Source organism: Streptomyces sp. CNX435, assembly GCF_059570575.1.
Genome location: NZ_JCANTA010000008.1, coordinates 132,663 through 150,317 on the forward strand (window position 1 = coordinate 132,663; position 17,655 = coordinate 150,317).

General features: G+C 73.4%; 16 protein-coding genes. 10 read left to right on the forward strand and 6 right to left on the reverse strand.

Annotated features, from left to right (window positions below; genetic code table 11):
- Nucleotides 1-51: 51 nt before the first annotated feature.
- Together T328_RS16270 and T328_RS16275 are read right to left on the reverse strand one after the other, a co-directional pair.
- Complete coding sequence (locus tag T328_RS16270; RefSeq protein ID WP_496496762.1) at nt 52-159, reverse strand: methionine/alanine import family NSS transporter small subunit; 108 nt, start codon at nt 157-159, stop codon at nt 52-54.
- Nucleotides 159-1,706 (reverse strand): sodium-dependent transporter, encoded by a 1,548-nt coding sequence (locus T328_RS16275; RefSeq protein WP_496496763.1) that lies wholly within the window; start codon nt 1,704-1,706, stop codon nt 159-161. The genes T328_RS16270 and T328_RS16275 overlap by 1 nt, the downstream gene beginning before the upstream one ends.
- Nucleotides 1,707-1,771: 65 nt before the next feature.
- Between T328_RS16275 and T328_RS16280 the strand changes: the two genes are divergently transcribed.
- Nucleotides 1,772-2,833 (forward strand): helix-turn-helix transcriptional regulator, encoded by a 1,062-nt coding sequence (locus tag T328_RS16280; protein ID WP_496496764.1) that lies wholly within the window; start codon nt 1,772-1,774, stop codon nt 2,831-2,833.
- Here the strand turns inward: T328_RS16280 and T328_RS16285 are convergent.
- Entirely contained in the window at nt 2,815-3,780 is a 966-nt protein-coding gene (locus T328_RS16285) for an SDR family oxidoreductase (protein ID WP_496496765.1), read from the reverse strand. The two genes, T328_RS16280 and T328_RS16285, sit on opposite strands and share 19 nt — an antisense overlap.
- Nucleotides 3,781-3,912: 132 nt before the next feature.
- Between T328_RS16285 and T328_RS16290 the strand changes: the two genes are divergently transcribed.
- The 3 genes from T328_RS16290 to T328_RS16300 all read left to right on the forward strand — a co-directional run bounded on the left by T328_RS16290 (nt 3,913) and on the right by T328_RS16300 (nt 7,298).
- Nucleotides 3,913-4,434 (forward strand): DUF4240 domain-containing protein, encoded by a 522-nt coding sequence (locus tag T328_RS16290; protein WP_496496868.1) that lies wholly within the window; start codon nt 3,913-3,915, stop codon nt 4,432-4,434.
- Between the two features lie 96 nt (nt 4,435-4,530).
- Nucleotides 4,531-5,466 (forward strand): TIGR01777 family oxidoreductase, encoded by a 936-nt coding sequence (locus tag T328_RS16295; RefSeq protein ID WP_496496766.1) that lies wholly within the window; start codon nt 4,531-4,533, stop codon nt 5,464-5,466.
- A gap of 287 nt (nt 5,467-5,753) precedes the next feature.
- Nucleotides 5,754-7,298, forward strand: a complete 1,545-nt coding sequence (locus T328_RS16300) for an FAD-dependent oxidoreductase (RefSeq protein ID WP_496496767.1) — start codon at nt 5,754-5,756, stop codon at nt 7,296-7,298.
- Between the two features lie 431 nt (nt 7,299-7,729).
- Here T328_RS16300 and T328_RS16305 read toward each other — a convergent pair whose 3' ends face one another.
- Entirely contained in the window at nt 7,730-9,376 is a 1,647-nt protein-coding gene (locus T328_RS16305; protein ID WP_496496768.1) for an NsdA family TPR-like regulatory protein, read from the reverse strand.
- Between the two features lie 234 nt (nt 9,377-9,610).
- Here T328_RS16305 and lipB point away from each other — a divergent pair, with 234 nt between their 5' ends.
- From lipB to T328_RS16325, 4 genes are all read left to right on the forward strand, one after another.
- Complete coding sequence (gene lipB, locus T328_RS16310) at nt 9,611-10,393, forward strand: lipoyl(octanoyl) transferase LipB (protein WP_496496769.1); 783 nt, start codon at nt 9,611-9,613, stop codon at nt 10,391-10,393.
- Between the two features lie 61 nt (nt 10,394-10,454).
- Nucleotides 10,455-11,393 (forward strand): lipoyl synthase, encoded by a 939-nt coding sequence (lipA, locus tag T328_RS16315; protein WP_496496770.1) that lies wholly within the window; start codon nt 10,455-10,457, stop codon nt 11,391-11,393.
- A 236-nt stretch (nt 11,394-11,629) separates the two neighbouring features.
- Nucleotides 11,630-11,800 (forward strand): hypothetical protein, encoded by a 171-nt coding sequence (locus T328_RS16320; RefSeq protein ID WP_496496771.1) that lies wholly within the window; start codon nt 11,630-11,632, stop codon nt 11,798-11,800.
- A gap of 126 nt (nt 11,801-11,926) precedes the next feature.
- The gene (locus T328_RS16325) at nt 11,927-12,622 is read left to right on the forward strand and encodes a DUF4191 domain-containing protein (RefSeq protein ID WP_496496772.1); all 696 of its coding nucleotides are present in this window, start codon (nt 11,927-11,929) and stop codon (nt 12,620-12,622) included.
- A 135-nt stretch (nt 12,623-12,757) separates the two neighbouring features.
- Here the strand turns inward: T328_RS16325 and T328_RS16330 are convergent, their stop codons facing one another.
- Nucleotides 12,758-13,234 (reverse strand): RDD family protein, encoded by a 477-nt coding sequence (locus tag T328_RS16330; protein WP_496496773.1) that lies wholly within the window; start codon nt 13,232-13,234, stop codon nt 12,758-12,760.
- 326 nt (nt 13,235-13,560) lie between these two features.
- On the opposite strand from T328_RS16330, the gene glnA reads away from it, so the two are divergent.
- Nucleotides 13,561-14,976 carry a type I glutamate--ammonia ligase gene (glnA, locus tag T328_RS16335; RefSeq protein WP_496496774.1) on the forward strand — a complete coding sequence of 472 codons (1,416 nt, stop codon included), beginning with the start codon at nt 13,561-13,563 and terminating at the stop codon, nt 14,974-14,976.
- A gap of 119 nt (nt 14,977-15,095) precedes the next feature.
- Here the strand turns inward: glnA and T328_RS16340 are convergent, their stop codons facing one another.
- Nucleotides 15,096-16,499, reverse strand: a complete 1,404-nt coding sequence (locus T328_RS16340; RefSeq protein ID WP_496496775.1) for an LVIVD repeat-containing protein — start codon at nt 16,497-16,499, stop codon at nt 15,096-15,098.
- A 122-nt stretch (nt 16,500-16,621) separates the two neighbouring features.
- Here T328_RS16340 and T328_RS16345 point away from each other — a divergent pair, with 122 nt between their 5' ends.
- A complete protein-coding gene (locus tag T328_RS16345; protein ID WP_496496776.1) occupies nt 16,622-17,605 on the forward strand; it encodes a LysR family transcriptional regulator in 984 nt (327 codons plus the stop codon).
- The last annotated feature ends 50 nt before the right edge of the window (nt 17,606-17,655 follow it).

Sequence of the window (17,655 nt, forward strand, 5' to 3'; positions counted from 1 at the left end):
GGCCGGGCCCGTCCGTATCCGGCCGCGGCGACAGCCGGCCGCCGCCGCGGCCTAGTCCGGCTGGTCGGGCAAGGTGCGCAACTTCAGCAGCGCGGCGACCAGGCCGCCCCAGACGATGACGATCGCGATGACCAGCATGACGATGGCGCTCGCCGACATCAGTTGCCTCCCTTCGCCGGTTCCGGATCCTCCACGGGCTCCGCCTCCGGCGCCCGGCCGCCGATGTCGCCGTGGTGGCGCCACGGGATCAGCGAGAGCAGCACGCCGACCACCAGGACGGCGGCGGCGACCCCCCAGCCGGCCCAGGCGAGGAACGACGTCGGGTAGCCCTCGTAGTTCTCGTCGAACTCCGTGCGCAGGCTGTCGACCATCATCCAGCCGAGCACCAGCGGTGTGACGACGCCCAGGAAGAACAGCCACAGGCGGCCCATCCGCACGGCGGAGGTCGCGTTCGCGTCCTTCTGCAGCAGCGGCAGCCGGCGCAGCACCCAGGCCACGACGACGACCGAGACGAGCGCCGCCAGCACGATGCCGTACTGGTTGACGAAGTGGTCGGAGGCGTCGAGCAGCGTGAGTCCGCCGTCGGTGGCGAACGCCAGCACCGAGACGGCGGTCAGCACGCCGCCGACGGTCAGGACGGCCGTCCTGCGGGACAGGCCCGTACGATCCTCGACCGCCGCGACCTGCACCTGCACGATGCTCACCAGCGAGGTGAGGCCGGCGATCACCAGCGACAGGAAGAACATCACGCCGAAGAACTCACCCCCCGGCATGCTGGAGATGATCGCCGGGAACGCCACGAACGCCAGCCCGACGCCCGAGGTCGCCAGCTCGTTGACGCCGACGCCCTGCTGCGCGGCCATGAAGCCGAGGACGGAGAACACCCCGATGCCCGCCAGGATCTCGAACGAGCTGTTGGCGAAGCCGGCGACGAGCGCCGAGCCGGAGAGGTCGGACTTGCGGCCCAGGTACGAGGCGTACGTGATCATGATGCCGAAGCCGATGGAGAGCGAGAAGAAGATCTGCCCGTAGGCGGCGACCCACACGCTGCCCTCGGAGAGCGCGTCCCAGTCCGGCTTGAACAGCGCGTCGAGGCCCTCGCCCGCCCCGTCCAGGGTGACCGCACGGACGACGAGGATGCCGAAGAAGAGCAGCAGCGCGGGGATGAAGACGCGGTTGGCCCACTCGATGCCGCGCCGCACGCCGAACCACAGGATGACGAGACAGACGAGCCACACACCCAGCAGCGGCCACATCACGCCGGGCACGAAGGTGGAGAACGTGCCCGGCTCACCGGCCTTCAGGAAGTCCTCGGAGAAGAAGGCGTTCGGATCGTCGCCCCAGGACTCGTTGACCGAGAAACCGACATAGCGCACCGACCACGCCAGGATGACGGCGTAGTACGCGGAGATGACGAAGCAGATCGCCACCTGCCACCAGCCGATGACCTCGGCGGGCCGGGCGAGTTGCCGGAAGGCGCCCGGCGGGGAGGAGCGGTAGCGGCGGCCGATGGCGTATTCCATGATCAGCAGCGGCAGTCCGGCCGTCAGCAGGGCCACGAGGTACGGCAGGAGGAAGGCGCCGCCGCCGTTGTCATAGGCGATGTAGGGGAAGCGCCAGATATTGCCGAGACCGACCGCGGATCCGATCGCGGCGAAGAGGAAACCCGCCCGGTTTCCCCAGCGCTCACGAGGCTCTGTGGACATATGAGACTTTCTTGTTTCTGGTGCAGTGCCGAACGACGCTATCAAGGCGCTGCATGATGGCTGCCATGCGCGCTGCCCGTCTCATCCACCTGGTCCTGCTGCTCCAGTCCCGCGGCTCCATGACCGCCGCCGAGCTGGCGGAACGGCTGGAGGTCTCCGAGCGGACCGTCGCGCGCGACGTGCAGGCGCTCGCGGAGGCCGGGGTGCCGGTCTACGCCGACCGCGGGCGGGCCGGCGGCTACCGGCTCGTCGGCGGCTACCGCACCCGGCTGACCGGGCTGGGACGGACCGAGGCGGAGGCGCTGTTCCTGTCCGGAGTGCCGGGCGCGCTGCGGGACATGGGGCTGGCGGACGCGGCGTCCGCGGCGCGGCTGAAGGTGTCGGCGGCGCTGCTGCCGGAGCTGCGCGGCGCCTCGGACAGCGCGGCGCAGCGGTTCCACCTCGACGCGCCGGGGTGGTGGCGGGAGCCGGAGGCGCCGGAGCTGCTGCCGGCGGTGGCGGCGGCGGTGTGGGCGGACCGGCGGCTGGCGGTGACGTACCGGCGGCGGCCGGGGGCGGCGGCGGTGGAGCGGGAGCTGGAGCCGTACGGGCTGGTGCTGAAGGCGGGGATCTGGTATCTGGTGGCGCGGGTGCGGGAGGACGCCGACCGCGGTGCGGGGGCGGAGGGGGCGTACCGGGTCTACCGGGTGGAGCGCTTCGAGCGGGCGGAACCGGTGGGGGCGGACGGGAGCGGCGGGGCCGGCGGCGTGGGTGCCCAGGGCTTCGAGCGGGACGAGGACTTCGACCTGCCGGGCTTCTGGGCCCGGCGGGCGGCGGCTTTCGCGCAGTCGATCCTGCGGGACGAGGTGACGGTGCGGCTCTCCCCCGAGGGCCTGCGGCGGCTGCCGTACGTCACGGACCGGATCGCCGCCGAGGACGCCGTGGCCGCCGCCGGCGAGCCGGACGACCGGGGCTGGACGGCCGTCCGGCTGCGGGTGGAGTCCCCGGACGTCGCGTACACCCAGCTCCTCACCCTCGGGCCCGACGCGGAGGTGCTCGGGCCGCCGGAGCTGCGCGCGCGGTTCGCGACGGCGGCGGCCCGCAGCGCGGAGCTGTACGGGCGGGAGCCCTACGGGCGGAGCCGGTAGCCCTCCGGGTCGCCGGGGTCCTCGCCGGTCATGACCAGCGTGAAGTACGGCCAGCTGTCCGGCACGGTCCCGTCGGTGTCCGTGAACCCGTACTCCTTGGCGACCTGCCCGCTGTACAGCGACGCCCCGTTCCACCGCGCCTTGTCCGGGTCCGCCGCCAGCGCCGCCACCGCGCGGCCGACGAGGACGGGCGACTCGGAGAGCGCGAAGTGCCGCTCCTTCGCGACCGCGTCGCGCCAGTTCTCCTCCGTCACCCCGAAGTGGTCGAGCATCTGTTCGGAGCGCAGGAAGCCCGGCGTGAGGGACAGCGCGGTGGCGCCGGCGTCCTTCAGCTCGTGGCTGAGGTTGAACGCCATCCGGATCGGGGCGTTCTTCGTCAGGTCGTAGAAGAAATCCTCACGGTACGGCCTGTTGGCCTCCGCCGTGCCGTCGGTGATCTCGACCAGCAGCCCGCCGCCGGTGCGCAGCAGCAGCGGGAGCGCGCAGTGGCTGGTGATGATGTGGGTCCTGACGCCGAGTTCCAGCATGCGCAGGCCGCGGTCGAGGTCGAACTCCCACATCTTCTTGTCGAACTCGACGAGGTGTTCCCCGCCCCAGACGTCGTTCACCAGCACGTCGAGCCGGCCGTGGTCGCGCTCGATGCGGGCGATCAGGTCCCGTACCCGATCGGCTTCGAGGTGGTCGACGGCGACCGCGACGCCCTCGCCGCCGGCCTCGGTGACCAGCTCCCCGGTCTCCTCGATGGTCTCGGTGCTGCGGCCGACCTCGCTGACGCGCTGCCGGGTCGTACGGCCCGTGGCGTACACGGTGGCGCCCAGGACGCCCAGCTGGACCGCGATCGCCCGGCCCGCGCCGCGCGTGGCGCCCGCGACCAGGGCGACCTTCCCGCGCAGCGGCTTCGCCCCGGTGGTCGGGACTGCCTTGCCTTGGTTCTGCTCTTCGCTCATGCGCACACCGTGACACCGAAACCGGACACCTGCTGTCAGGTTTCCGGGCGGGTTGCGAAAGAGGTTTCGGGAGGTTCCGATCCCGCCGCTCCGCGTGCGTACGGGCGGCGGAAGGCAGATGCTGGACCCGTGATGGAGGAGTCGGAGTTCTGGGAGCTGATCGACAGCACCCGCGAGGCTGCCGAGGGCGACCCCGCGGAGCAGGCCGACCTGCTCGTGGACCGGCTGACCCGGCTGGACCCGGACGCCGTGACCGACTTCGCCTGCCACTTCGAGTCGCGGATGGACCGGGCGTACCGCATGGACCTGTGGGGCGCCGCGTGGGTGCTGCTGGACGGGGTCAGCGACGACGCCTTCGACTCCTTCCGGGGGTGGCTCGTCGGGCAGGGCCGGACGGTCTTCGAGGGGGCCCTGCACGAGCCCGACGACCTCGCCGACCTGCTGGAGGACTTCGACGAGGAGACGGACGGGGAGGCCGAGGACCTGGCGTACGCGGCGGACGAGGCGTACGAGCGGCTGACGGGGCTGAAGCTGCCGGAGCTGGGGCTGCCGGCGGGGCCGGCGGAGCCGGTGGGGGAGGCGATCGACTTCGAGGACGTGCGGGTGCTGGCGCGGCGGTTCCCGAAGCTGTGGGAGCTGTACCGGGAGGACTGAGGGGGCGGCGCGGCTCCGGGCGGGCGGTGCACGCCGGTCGTCGACTCACTGTGACACGAGCTGCCCCGGGACGGCACATGAGGGCAGGATGGGCTCATGCGCATCGCGGTCTCCGGCTCCTCCGGACTCATCGGCTCCGCCCTCGTCCGCTCGCTGCGGACCGACCGGCACGACGTCCTACGGCTGGTGCGGCGGGAGGCGAGCGCGCCGGACGAGGTGCGGTGGGACCCGGAGAAGGCGTACGTCGACACCGCCCGGCTCGCCGGCTGCGACGCGGTCGTGCACCTCGCCGGCGCCGGCGTCGCCGACCGGCGCTGGACCGAGAGCTACAAGCGCGTCCTGCGCGACAGCCGGGTGCTCGGCACCGCGGCCGTCGCCGACGCCGTCGCCTCGCTCGACCGGCCGCCGTCCGTCCTGGTCTGCGGCAGCGCGATCGGCTACTACGGCGACACCGGCGACCGCCGCGTCGACGAGACCGCCCCGCCGGGGCGCGGGTTCCTCGCCGACCTGTGCCAGGAGTGGGAGGCCGCGGCGGACCCGGCGATGGCGGCCGGGATCCGTACCGCCTACGCGCGCACGGGCCTGGTGGTCTCCCGCAAGGGCGGGGCGTGGGGGCGGCTGTTCCCGATCTTCCGGGCGGGGCTGGGCGGCCGGCTCGGCAACGGGCGGCAGTACTGGAGCTTCATCTCCCTGCACGACCACATCGCCGCGCTGCGGCACCTCATCGAGACCGAGTCGCTCTCCGGGCCGGTCAACCTCACCGGCCCGGAGCCGCTGACCAACCGCGAGGTGACGGCGGCGATGGGGCGGGTGCTGCACCGGCCGACGCCGTTCCCGGTGCCGGCGGCGGTGTTGCGGCTGGCGCTGGGCGAGTTCGCGGAGGACGTGACCGGCAGCCAGCGGGTGACGCCGCGCAAGCTGCTCGACTCGGGGTTCGAGTTCGCGTTCCCGGGCATCGACGACGCGCTGCGGGCGGCGCTGGAGGATGCGGGCGGTTCGGGCCGGTCCGGCGGCGGGCCGGCTCGGGGCTGACTGGCTCCGACCGCGATTCCGGGAGCGGCTCGGGTAGTCGGGGCTCCCGGGGGTTCCGGGGGGGCTCGGCGGGGGCGGCTCCGGGGCGCGTTTGTGCGGGGAGCGCGCCGGGTGTGCGTCCGTGCCCTTGTGGTGCGCACCTGGCCGACGCCACCATCCGACCTATCGTCATCGGAACGCGTCCACGCTGGTACGCGGATACGGCCATGCCCAGCTGGGCATCAAACAGGCGTCCAGAGGCATTCGGGAGTGCCCGGTCGTGGACGCACAACCCCCGGGAGGCACCCGTGCCCCATGCCGCAGGAAGCACGGACCCCGTCGACGTCGTCGTCGTAGGCGCCGGACTCGCCGGTCTCTCCGCGGCCCGGCACCTGGTCGGAGCCGGTCTCGACGTGACCGTGCTGGAGGCGGGCGAGCAGGTCGGCGGGCGAATGGCCACCGACCACGTCGACGGTTTCCGGCTGGACCGCTCACTGCAGCTGCTCAACACCTCGTACCCGGAACTACGTCGAATACCGGGGCTCACGGGGGTGCCGCTGTGCCCGCTCAACGGCGACGTGGTCGTCTGCGCGGGCGCGCGGCGGCAGCGTATCGGCGGATCGAGGGGCACGGGGGGCGCGTTCACGACGGCGAGCGCCTTCGCCAGCGCCGCGCGTGCGCCCCTGGGCGGAGTCATCGACCAGGCGTGGCTGACCGTGGCGCTGGCCCGGCTGGCCACCGTACCCACCGCGCGGCTGCTGGCCCGGCCCGAACGCCGGGCGGCGGACGCGCTGGCCGCGCGGGGGCTGCCGCCGCGGATAGCGGCGGGCTTCCTGCGGCCGCTGCTGGTGGCCCTGCTCAACGACCCCGCGCTGACGACGTCGAGCCGCTCCGCCGACCTGGCGCTGCGGTCGTTCGCGCGCGGGCGGCTGTGCCTGCCGGCGGGCGGGGCGGCGACGGTGCCGCGGCGGCTGGCGGCGGGGCTGCCGCACGGGACGGTGCGGACGGGGGTGCGGGCGGTGTCGGTGTCGACGACGGCGGTGCGGACGGAGGGCCACGGGGTGCTGCGCTGCCGGTCGGTGCTGGTGGCCACGGGCGCGCGGGCGGCGGCGGGGCTGCTGCCGGGGCTGCGGCTGCCGGGGTTCCACCCGGTGACGGTGCTGCACCACAGCGCCCCGGCGGAGTCGCTGCCGGTCGGGGGCGCCGCCCGGGGGGCGGGGCGCCGGGAGGACGGCGAGGCGCGGGGTGCGGCGGGGGCGGCTGAGGGGAGTGCGGTGCGCGGGGGTGGTGCGCGGGGCGGGGCGCCCGAGCCTGCGTTGTGGGACGGCGGGGATGGGGAGGGGGCTGCCCCGGTCCGTAACGGCGCGGCGCCCCGGGGCGGTCCGGCGCGGGGCCCGGACGGCCTGCGGAAGGCGGCGCTGCTGCTGGACGCCGAGCGGGCCCACGGGCCGGTGTCGCACACGGCGGTGGTCAGCGGCGCGGACACCTCGCGGGCGCCGCGCGGGCGGGCGCTGGTCAGCTCGGTGGTGCTGGGCGAGGACGCGGGACGGCCGGCGCGGGTGCTGGACAAGTCGGCGCGACGGCAGCTGAGCGAGCTGTACGGAACGTCGGCGTTCGACTGGGATCTGGTGGCGGCGCACCACGACCCGGAGGCGGTACCGGCGATGCCGGCGCCGCACGACCTGCGTCGGCCGGTGCGGGTGCTGTGCGGCCTGTACGTGTGCGGCGACCACCGCGACACGAGCAGCCCTCAGGGCGCCCTGCACTCCGGCCGCCGCGCGGCCCGCGCGCTGCTCCGCGACTTCGGCCTGGCCCCGGCCGTGGGAACCACGGCCCTGCCGGCGGTGGCGTAGAAGGAACGGTTCTCCCACACCGAGATCACCGCCCCGCGGCACGAACAGCGCTCCGAACCGCGAGCACCGCACCGGGAGAGCAGTGATCCAAACCGCGACACCCGCTTGAGGAGAGCGGTTTCTCCAGCGCGCACACCCCGCACCGTCCAGCGCGGCGGCCGTCGCGTCGCGAGCTCCGCGCGCCTCCGCGCGCACGCCAGAGCACCGCTCTCCCGCGCGGCCCGTCGCCGGCGAGCACCGCTCCGCACCACGAGCACGGCTCTCGGACGAGAACGCCGCGCTCGCCCGAGGGCTGTGCTCCCAAACAAGAGCGCCCGCGGAGAGAGCGGTGCTCCGGAACGCGAGCACCGTACGCGCCCGAGAGCACCGCCCTCCTCCGCGGGCGCCCGTCGGGGGCCCGGCGGCCCCCCGACCGCCCGGCCCTCGCGCCCTCACACCGCCAGTGCCGCGACCCGCTCCCGGTACGCCCGCACCGGAGGTGCGTCGCGGTACGGCTCCAGGCGGCGTTCGAAGTCGCGCACGTACTCCGCCGCCCGCGCCGACCGCATCTCCGCCGCCTGCTGCGCCGCCTCCGCGCCCAGCACGCACGCCTGCTCCACCTCGCCCAGCCCCAGCCGGGCCGTGGCCAGCACCAGCCGGCAGAACACCCGGCTGCGCGCGAACCCCGCCGCGCGCAGCTGCAGCGAGCGCTCCGCGTGCTGCGCCGCCGCCCGGTACTGCTGCAGGTCGCGGTGGCAGTGCCCGAACTCGTCCGCCAGCTGCGCCTCGTCGAAGAACCGCGCCCAGTGCGGCGCCTCCTCCCCCGGCCGCGCCGACTCCAGCGCCCGCTCCGCCCGCGCCAGCGACGTCGTGCACGCCCGTACCTCGCCCAGCAGCCCGTGCCCGCGCGCCTCCGCGGCGTGCAGCAGCGCCTGCACCACCGGCGGTGCGCCCCCGCCGACGCCCTGCTGGGCGACCCGGGTCAGCTGCACGGCCTCCCGGCCGTGCCCCAGGTAGACGGCCTGCCGACTCATCGTGACGAGCACGTAGCTGCCGTACGCGCGGTCGCCCGACGCCTGCGCCAGCCGCAGCGACTGGACGAAGTACCGCTGGGCGAGGCCGTGGGCGGCGATGTCGTACGACGTCCAGCCCGCCAGCCGCGTCAGGTCCGCGGCGGCGGAGAACAGCCGCCGCCCCGTGGCCTCGTTGTACGTGCCGCGCAGCATCGGCTCGACCTCGTGCTCCAGATACCGCACAAGAGCCTGCCGGGCGTGCCCGCCGCCGTACGCGTTGTCCAGCGCCCGGAACATCTCCGCGACCGACCGCATCGCCCCGATGTCGCCCTGGGTGACCCGCTGTCCGGGCGCCCGCACTCCCGGCCCGCTCCACCCCGGTCCCGCGTCCCCGCGCGCACCGGCAGCCCCGGCTCCGGGTCCCGGCTCAGGCCCGCCCACACCTCCCGGCCCCGCACCGCCGACGACGCCGACACCGACCCCGCCGCCGGCGGAACCGCCGCCCACGCCCTGCCCGCGCCCCTGGGCCGGCACCCGCACCCCGCCGGCCGGCCCCGGACCGCCACCCGGCGCCGGCGCCGGCACCCCCGCACCGGGCGGCCCCGCCGCCCGCTGCTGCTGCAGCAGCTCCCGCGCCACCTTCTCGTCCGGCCTGCCGATCAGCCAGTCCCGGCTCGGCACCACCAGACCCGCAGGAGTGAACGCGATCTTCCGCAGCTCCGCCTGACTGCCCGTGTCCTTGCGCCACAGCCCGCTCACGATGTCGATCGCCTCGGCCGGCGTCGAGGCGAACTCCAGTCCGGCGTACACCGGTGCGCACGCGTCGAGCCCGAGGTCCTGCGCGGTCAGCCGGCGCCCGAGGCGCCGGGTGAACACCTCGGCGATCAGCGCCGGCGTCGTGCCGCGCGGCTGCTGGCCGCGCAGCCAGCGGGTCACCGACGTCTTGTCATACCGCAGGTCGAGGCCGTGTTCGAGCCCTAGCTGATCGACTCTGCGGGCGAGCCCCGCGTTGGAGAACCCGGCCTCGGAGATGAGGGCGGCGAGCTGGCGGTTGGGAGGTCGTTGTGAAGGTCGTTCCGTCGTCACCTGTGGGGTCTCCTGCCTGGCCTCCGGGAACGGCGCGAATGTAGCGGCGAAACAAGCCTTACTCGCCGCTTTCGTCCCAGCTTCATTCGATCGTGTGAGGAGACCCAAGCGCAGGGCGGGAACGTATACCGCCGTAGAGTGGAGAGGGTCGGCTGGAATGCAGCCAGCCGCATATGCCCGACGGCGTACGCACGCCGCAGGCGAGAGCAGCGCGAACAGCGCGAGGAGGGCACCGTGGGCGAGCTGCGCTTCGTTCACCTGGGGTTCGGCGAGGACGCCGTCGAGTACCTGGAGGCTTGGCAGGAGCAACGGCGCGTGCACGCCGCCCGCTTCGCCGAGGAGATCCCCGACACCTGCCTGCTGCTGGAGCACCCGCCGGTCTACACCGCGGGCCGGCGCACCGCCGAGGACGAACGCCCCCTCGACGGCACCCCCGTGGTGGACGTGGATCGCGGCGGGAAGATCACCTGGCACGGTCCGGGGCAGCTCGTCGGCTATCCGATCCTGAAGCTGCCGCGCCCCGTCGATGTCGTCGCGCACGTACGCCGTCTGGAGGAGGCCCTGATCCGCGCCTGCGCCGACTTCGGCCTGGAGACCACCCGGGTCGAGGGCCGCAGCGGGGTGTGGGTGCTGGGCGACCCCGTGGAACGGCGCGCCGAGCTGGGCGGGCTGTCGCTGGACTTCGACCCCCGGCTGGCGGACGAGGAGTACGACGCGCGCCTCGCCGGTCCCGAGTACGCACCCTCCAACGCCGGCCAGCGGCGCGAGGACCGCAAGCTGGCCGCGATCGGCATCCGCGTCGCCAAGGGCGTGACCATGCACGGCTTCTCGCTGAACTGCAACCCGGACAACACCTGGTTCGACCGGATCGTGCCGTGCGGCATCCGCGACGCGGGCGTGGCGTCGCTCTCCGGCGAGCTGGGAAGAGACGTGCCGGTGTCGGAGGTTCTCCCTGTCGTGGAGAAGCATCTGCGCGAGATCCTGGAGACGGTCGAGCCGCTCCCCCGCGCGGTCTGACTCCCACATTCAGAGGCGTACGCTGGAGAACGCCGAGGAATCGAAAGCTAGGAGCCCGGACGTGTCCGCTGTCGCACCCGACGGTCGCAAGCTGCTCCGCCTGGAAGTCCGCAACAGCCAGACCCCCATCGAGCGCAAGCCCGAGTGGATCAAAACCCGCGCGAAGATGGGGCCCGAATACAACGCGCTGCAGAAGCTCGTCAAGGACGAGGGCCTGCACACGGTCTGCCAGGAAGCCGGCTGTCCCAACATCTTCGAGTGCTGGGAGGACCGCGAGGCGACCTTCCTCATCGGCGGCGAGCAGTGCACCCGACGGTGCGACTTCTGCCAGATCGACACCGGCCGGCCGGCCGAGCTGGACCGCGACGAGCCGCGCCGGGTCGCCGAGTCCGTCCAGCGCATGGAGCTGCGGTACGCGACGATCACCGGTGTCGCCCGCGACGACCTCGACGACGGCGGCGCCTGGCTGTACGCGGAGACGGTGCGCCAGATCCACGCGACCACCCCGGGCACCGGCGTCGAGCTGCTGATCCCCGACTTCAACGCCGTACCGGAGCAGCTCGCGGAGGTCTTCTCCAGCCGCCCCGAGGTGCTGGCCCACAACGTGGAGACGGTCCCGCGGATCTTCAAGCGCATCCGCCCCGGCTTCCGCTACGAGCGCTCCCTGGAGGTCATCACGCGCGCCCGCGAGGCCGGCCTGGTGACGAAGTCGAACCTCATCCTGGGCCTGGGCGAGGAGCGCGAGGAGGTCAGCCGGTCGCTGCGGGACCTGCACGAGGCGGGCTGCGAGCTGATCACCATCACGCAGTACCTGCGGCCCTCGCCGCGGCACCACCCGGTGGAGCGCTGGGTCAAGCCGCACGAGTTCGTGGAGCTGCAGCAGGAGGCCGAGGAGATCGGCTACGCCGGCGTCATGTCCGGGCCGCTGGTGCGGTCCTCGTACCGGGCGGGGCGGCTGTACCAGCAGGCCGTGGAGAAGCGCGCGCAGCCGGCGGCGTAGCGGGGCGGCGGCGTGCCGCGCCGGACCGTCGCCGCACCGTCGCCGCACCGTCCCTGTGGTCTTCGCCTCAGTGGCCTTCACCCCGCTTTGACCGTCGGGCCACGCGCTGGTAACACCGTGAGGTGAGCATGGAGCCCGAACGAACTTTGACTTCTCGACCGCCGAGGGGGGCCGTCGTGCCGTCGTCACCGTCGTCGTTACCGTCCTGGCCGCCGCCCCGGCCCACCGTCACCGGCGTGCTGCGCACCATCGAGGGGCTGCTGCTGCGCGGCGAGCAGCGGACCGCACGGCGTAACGCCTGGGACGCCGTTCTGGAGGACCGCCGCCGGGCCAGGGCCCGGCGGGAGTCGGAGTCGGCGGTGGGGAGGGGCGATCCGGTGGGCGGTACGCCCGCTCTGCCCCGATAGCCGCCGCCCTGCCGCCCCGCCGGCGCCCCGGCGCCGGCCCTCCGGCTCCCCCGTCTCCGGCCCGTGCCCGGCCCCGGTGCCGGGCCGGGTCTGTTCCCGGGCCCGGCTGGCCGTAGAATTCGCGGCATGGCCAGCAGTGAACCCACACCCGAGAACACCGGGCGTCTGAAGCAGATCGCCCTCACGTACAAGATGACCAGGCGGGCCGACCCCAAGGTCGGTCTGATCGTCGCGGGCGTGGGCATCCTGGTCCTCGGCGCCGCTCTGGGCATCGGCTTCCTCATCGGGCACCCGATCTATCTGGGCATCGTCGGTTTCCTGCTGTCGCTGCTCGGCATGGCGATCGTCTTCGGGCGCCGCGCGGAGGCGGCGGCGTTCGGTCAGATGGAGGGCCAGCCGGGCGCCGCCGCGGCGGTGCTGGACAACATGAAGCGCGGCTGGACCGTCACCCCGGCGGTGGCGATGACCCGCCAGCAGGACGTCGTCCACCGGGCCGTGGGCAAGGCGGGCATCGTCCTGGTCGGCGAGGGCAACCCGAACCGGCTGAAGGGCCTGCTGGCGGCCGAGAAGAAGAAGATGAACCGGGTCGTGGCAGACGTCCCCGTCCACGATGTCGTGGTGGGCAACGACGAGGGCCAGGTGCCGCTGAAGAAGGTGCGCACCACGCTGATGAAGCTGCCGCGCGTGCTGCAGGGCCCGCAGGTCACGCAGGTCAACGACCGGTTGAAGGCGCTGGGCGACCTGATGAGCAACATGCCGATTCCGAAGGGCCCGATGCCGAAGGGCATGCGGATGCCGAAGGGCGGCGGCAAGCTGCGCTGAGCGCGGCGGCGGCCCGAGGTCTCGTACGGGTACGGAAGCGCGGCCGTACGGACCGCGGACGGCGCCCGGGAGACAGCGTTCGGACCTACGAGCGGGCCGCCGTACTACGCGTCCCGTCTCAGATTCGCGCCCGTCTCAGATCCGGACCTCGACCGCGCGTGCCACGCGGTCGTGCAGCCCGCGGGTGTCCCGGTCGAAGACGACGGCCGGGATCAGCAGGCAGAGCAGCACGCTCCGCACGACCGTGGCAAGGAGGCCGAGCCGGGTGCCGTTCTCGGAGATGACGCGGATGCGCATGATCCGCTTGCCCGGCGTCAGGCCGACCGTGCCGACCATCAGCACCGTCATGACGAAGAAGACGGCCATCGTCCACAGCGCGACCGACCGGCTTTCGCCATCGGCGAACAAGCCGTACGCGATCAGCTGACACAGCAGCCAGTCGATGACCACCGCCGCGATCCGCCTGCCGACCGGCGCGACGGAACCCGGCCCCGTCTCGGGCAGCCCGAGGCGCTGTCCCCGGTGGCCGAAGTCGACGCCCATGTCCTCGGCCGCCGAGCGGGGGCCGGAGAGCCACGATCCGATTGCTTGCCGCTTCTCCGCGTTGTCCACGTATCCACGGTACTGCCAGGCCCCCGGACCCCTTCGCCGCCCCCCTGCCGGCGGCCTCGGACGGCATACGATTCCGGCCACCCGTCGGGCGGCGGACGAGTCGTCCCGCGCATGTTCCCGGGGGTGACGGAGAGGCGTGGTTAACATCGACGAAACAAATGGGTCATGCCCGAGAAATCCCGGGTGCCTACGCTCGGGCAAGCATGCCGGCGGCCCGGCACCCCACGCTGGCACCCGGGGCACCCAAGGCGCCCATCCGGTACGCGCACCCGCGCAGGCTCAGCAGGCTTACCCGTCCCCTCGCGGCGGGACATAGGAGGAGTTGGATGTTCCAGAACGCCGACGAGGTCCAGCAGTACATCGCGGACAACGACGTGAAGTTCGTCGACGTGCGCTTCTGTGATCTGCCGGGCATCATGCAGCACTTCACGGTGCCCGTCGAGGTATTCGAGCCCGACGGCCAGCTGATGTTCGACGGCTCGTCGATCCGGGGCTTCCAGGCCATCCACGAGTCCGACATGGCGCTCGTGCCGGACCTCTCCACGGCCCGCGTCGACGCGTTCCGCAAGGACAAGACGCTCAACATCAACTTCTTCATCCACGACCCGATCACCGGCGAGCAGTACAGCCGCGACCCGCGGAACGTGGCCAAGAAGGCCGAGGCGTACCTGGCCTCCTCCGGCATCGCCGACACCGCCTACTTCGGGCCCGAGGCGGAGTTCTACGTCTTCGACGACGTCCGCTTCGAGACCAAGGCGAACGCCGGCTACTACCACATCGACTCCGAGGCCGGCGCCTGGAACACCGGTGCCATCGAGGACGGCGGCAACCGCGGCTACAAGGTCCGCTACAAGGGCGGCTACTTCCCCGCCCCGCCCGTCGACCACTTCGCCGACCTGCGCGCGGAGATCTCCCTCGAACTGGCCCGGTCCGGCGTCCAGGTCGAGCGCCAGCACCACGAGGTGGGCACCGCCGGCCAGGCCGAGATCAACTACAAGTTCAACACGCTGCTGGCCGCGGCCGACGACCTGATGCTCTTCAAGTACATCGTGAAGAACGTCGCCTGGCGCAACGGCAAGACCGCGACCTTCATGCCCAAGCCGATCTTCGGCGACAACGGCTCCGGCATGCACTGCCACCAGTCGCTCTGGGCGGGCGGCGAGCCGCTCTTCTACGACGAGCAGGGCTACGCGGGCCTGTCGGACACCGCCCGCTACTACATCGGCGGCATCCTCCGGCACGCCCCGGCGCTGCTGGCCTTCACCAACCCGACGGTGAACTCCTACCACCGCCTGGTCCCCGGCTTCGAGGCCCCGGTCAACCTGGTCTACTCGCAGCGCAACCGCTCCGCCGCGATCCGCATCCCGATCACCGGGGCCAGCCCCAAGGCCAAGCGCATCGAGTTCCGCGCCCCGGACTCCTCCGGCAACCCGTACCTGGCCTTCTCCGCCATGCTGCTGGCCGGCCTGGACGGCATCAAGAACAAGATCGAGCCCGCCGAGCCGGTCGACAAGGACCTCTACGAGCTGGCCCCCGAGGAGCACGCCGCGGTCCCCCAGGTCCCGACGAACCTCCCGGCCGTGCTGGAGTCCCTGGAGGCCGACCACGAGTTCCTGCTCCAGGGCGGGGTCTTCACCGCCGACCTGATCGAGACCTGGATCGACTTCAAGCGCACCCAGGAGATCGCCCCGCTGCAGCTCCGCCCGCACCCGCACGAGTTCGAGCTGTACTTCGACGTGTAAGCCGCGAGTACCGCACGAAGGCCGCCACCCCGTTCCGGGCTGGCGGCCTTCGGCGTGCGCGTGCGCGTGCCGCTGCCCGGGCGGGCGGGCGGTCGGGGCGTCCCAGCTGTGGTGCGGGGTCAGGGGCGGGGGCCGGTGTGGCGGAGGATCCACAGGCCCTGGTTCTTGTCGGAGACGTAGATGTAGCCGCGGCGGTCGACGACCACGTCCTCGGTCTGCAGGGTGAGTTCGCCGGCCGGCATGGGGCCGTAGCGGCGGGTCGGCTCGGGCGGCATGAAGTGGCCGGTCTCGCGGGGGAGGCGCGGGTTGGAGACGTCGTAGACGCGCAGTCCGGCGTTGAAGTGGGCGACGTAGAGCAGACCGTCCTGCGGCTGTACGTCGGGGTGGTGCTGGTGGTGGTTGATGTTGTGCGGGCCGCTCCAGCCGCCGCGGGTGGAGAAGTCGGCGTAGTCCGCGCCGCGCGGGGGCACCGGCTCGGGCAGCAGCGAGAGCAGGAAGGGTTTCCGGGGGTCCGAGATGTCGACGATGGAGGCGTGGTGCGCGGGGCCGGTGCCGTACGACACGTCCTCGGAGTTGGCGAAGGCGATGCCGCGGCCGGGCATCGGGAGGACGCCGTGCACACCGAAGCGGCTGTGGAACGGCGGGCTGAACGGCAGCCGTCCGACCTCGCGGGGCCGGGCGGGGTCCGCGATGTCGAGCACGATCAGGCCGGCGCCGCCGTACGGCAGGTAGACCAGGTTGCCGACCGGGTACGGCGGGCCGTGCAGGGACACGTCCTGGCCGGCGGAGCAGCAGAAGCCGCCCGTGGCGGCGTGTTCGCCGGACGCACCGTGCGCGCCGTGCCCGCCGCGCCCGCCGTCCGCGGGCGGCTGCTCGTCCGCGCGCTGGCCGGGCACCCACCAGCGGCCGGCCTCGCGTGGCCGGGTGCGGTCGGAGATGTCGAGGATGACGTAGATGTTGCCGCTGAAGCCCGGGGCGCCGGCGGCCAGGTGGACGTAGCGTCCGCCCGGGTAGAGGTTGCGGTGCGTGCCGGTGCCGCCGGTGCGGTAGTGGCCCAGTCTTCGCGGGCGTACGGGGTCGGCGATGTCCCAGATGAGCACGCCCTCCTCGAAGGGCGCGGCGGGGTCGCCGCCGAAGTCGGGGAAGGTCTGCTCCAGCGCGGTGACCATGGTGTCGCCGTGCAGGTCGACCTGGAGGGTCCAGGTGTTCTCCGGACCCGGTACGTGGGCGGCGACCTCGGGCCGCGCGGGGTCGGTCACGTCCACGACCGTCCAGCCGGAGTCCCAGAAGTGGCCCGTGTAGAGGTACCACCGGCCGTGCTTGTGCCGTACGGCCATCTTGAACGCCGGCCGGTGGTCCAGGTCGCTGTACCCGATCGCCTCGACGTGCCGCGCCCGGCCGGCAGGCGCGGCGGCGGCCGTGGCCGCCCCCGGTGCCGTCACTCCCACGGCCGTGCCCGCGGCGGCGCCGGCGAGCGAAGCCCGCAGCGCCCCCCGGCGCGATATCCCCTGCTTGTCCGTCACCGGCTTCTCCGCATCCTCGGTGGCGTGGTGGCGTGGTGGCGTGGTGGCACCAGCGTCCGGCGCGGAACCCGGCGGGGTCCAATACCCGTTTCACGGGCTCTGAGACAGAACGGATATGACCCATGGTCGACCTCAGACAGATGCGGTATTTCATCGCGGTCGCCGAGGAGTTGCACTTCGGCCGGGCCGCGGCGCGGCTGCACATGGCGCAGCCGCCGCTCAGCCGGCAGATCCGGCGGCTGGAGGAGGCGGTCGGCGCCCGGCTGCTGGACCGCGGGCGCCGCGGCGTCGCGCTCACCGCCGCCGGGCGGGTGTTCCTGGGGGAGGCGCGGGCGACCGTCCGGCAGGCGGACCGCGCGGTGGAGCTGACGCGGCGGGCGGCGCGCGGCGAACGGGGGCGGCTGGCCGTCGGGTTCATCGACGCGGCGATCTACAGCGTGGTCCCGCCGGTGGTGCGCCGGTTCGCGCAGGTCTACCCGGACGTCGAGCTGAACGTGACGGAGCTGCGCATCCCCGACCAGATCCGCGAGGTGGCGGAGGGCCGGCTGCACGCGGGGTTCGTACACCCGCCGGTGGCCGACCCGCGGCTGGCGGTGGAGTCGGTGTTCACCGAGTCGCTGGCGGTGGCGCTGCCCGCGGGGCACCGGCTCGCCGGCCGGGCCCGGGTCGACCTCGCCGACCTGGACGGGACACCGCTCGTGCAGTTCCCGCGGGAGATCAACCCGCCGCTCTTCGACGACGTCATCGCCCTGTGCCGGGCCGCGGGGTTCACGCCGCCCGCGCTGCGCGAGGCGTCGCCGAAGCAGACCATCATCGGCCTGGTGGCGGCCGGCCTCGGCGCGTCCCTGCTGCCCGCCTCGCTGGCGAACCTGCGCCGGGACGGCGTGGTCTACCGCCCGCTCGCCGGGCCGGGCCTGACCGTGGACACGTCGGTGATCTGGCGGCGTACGGACCGCGATCCCGCGCTCCACGCCTTTCTGCGGGTGGTGCGGGAGGTCTGCCGCGCCGGAGGCGAGGTCGTGGGTGCCGGCACGGAGACGGAGACGGAGACGGAGACGGAGACGGGCGCGGGCGCGGACACGGGCGCGGACGCCCGCCGGCCGTGATCGGCCGGCCGGCCCCTACACCCGGGGCCGAAGGCGCCCGGCCGCCGGAG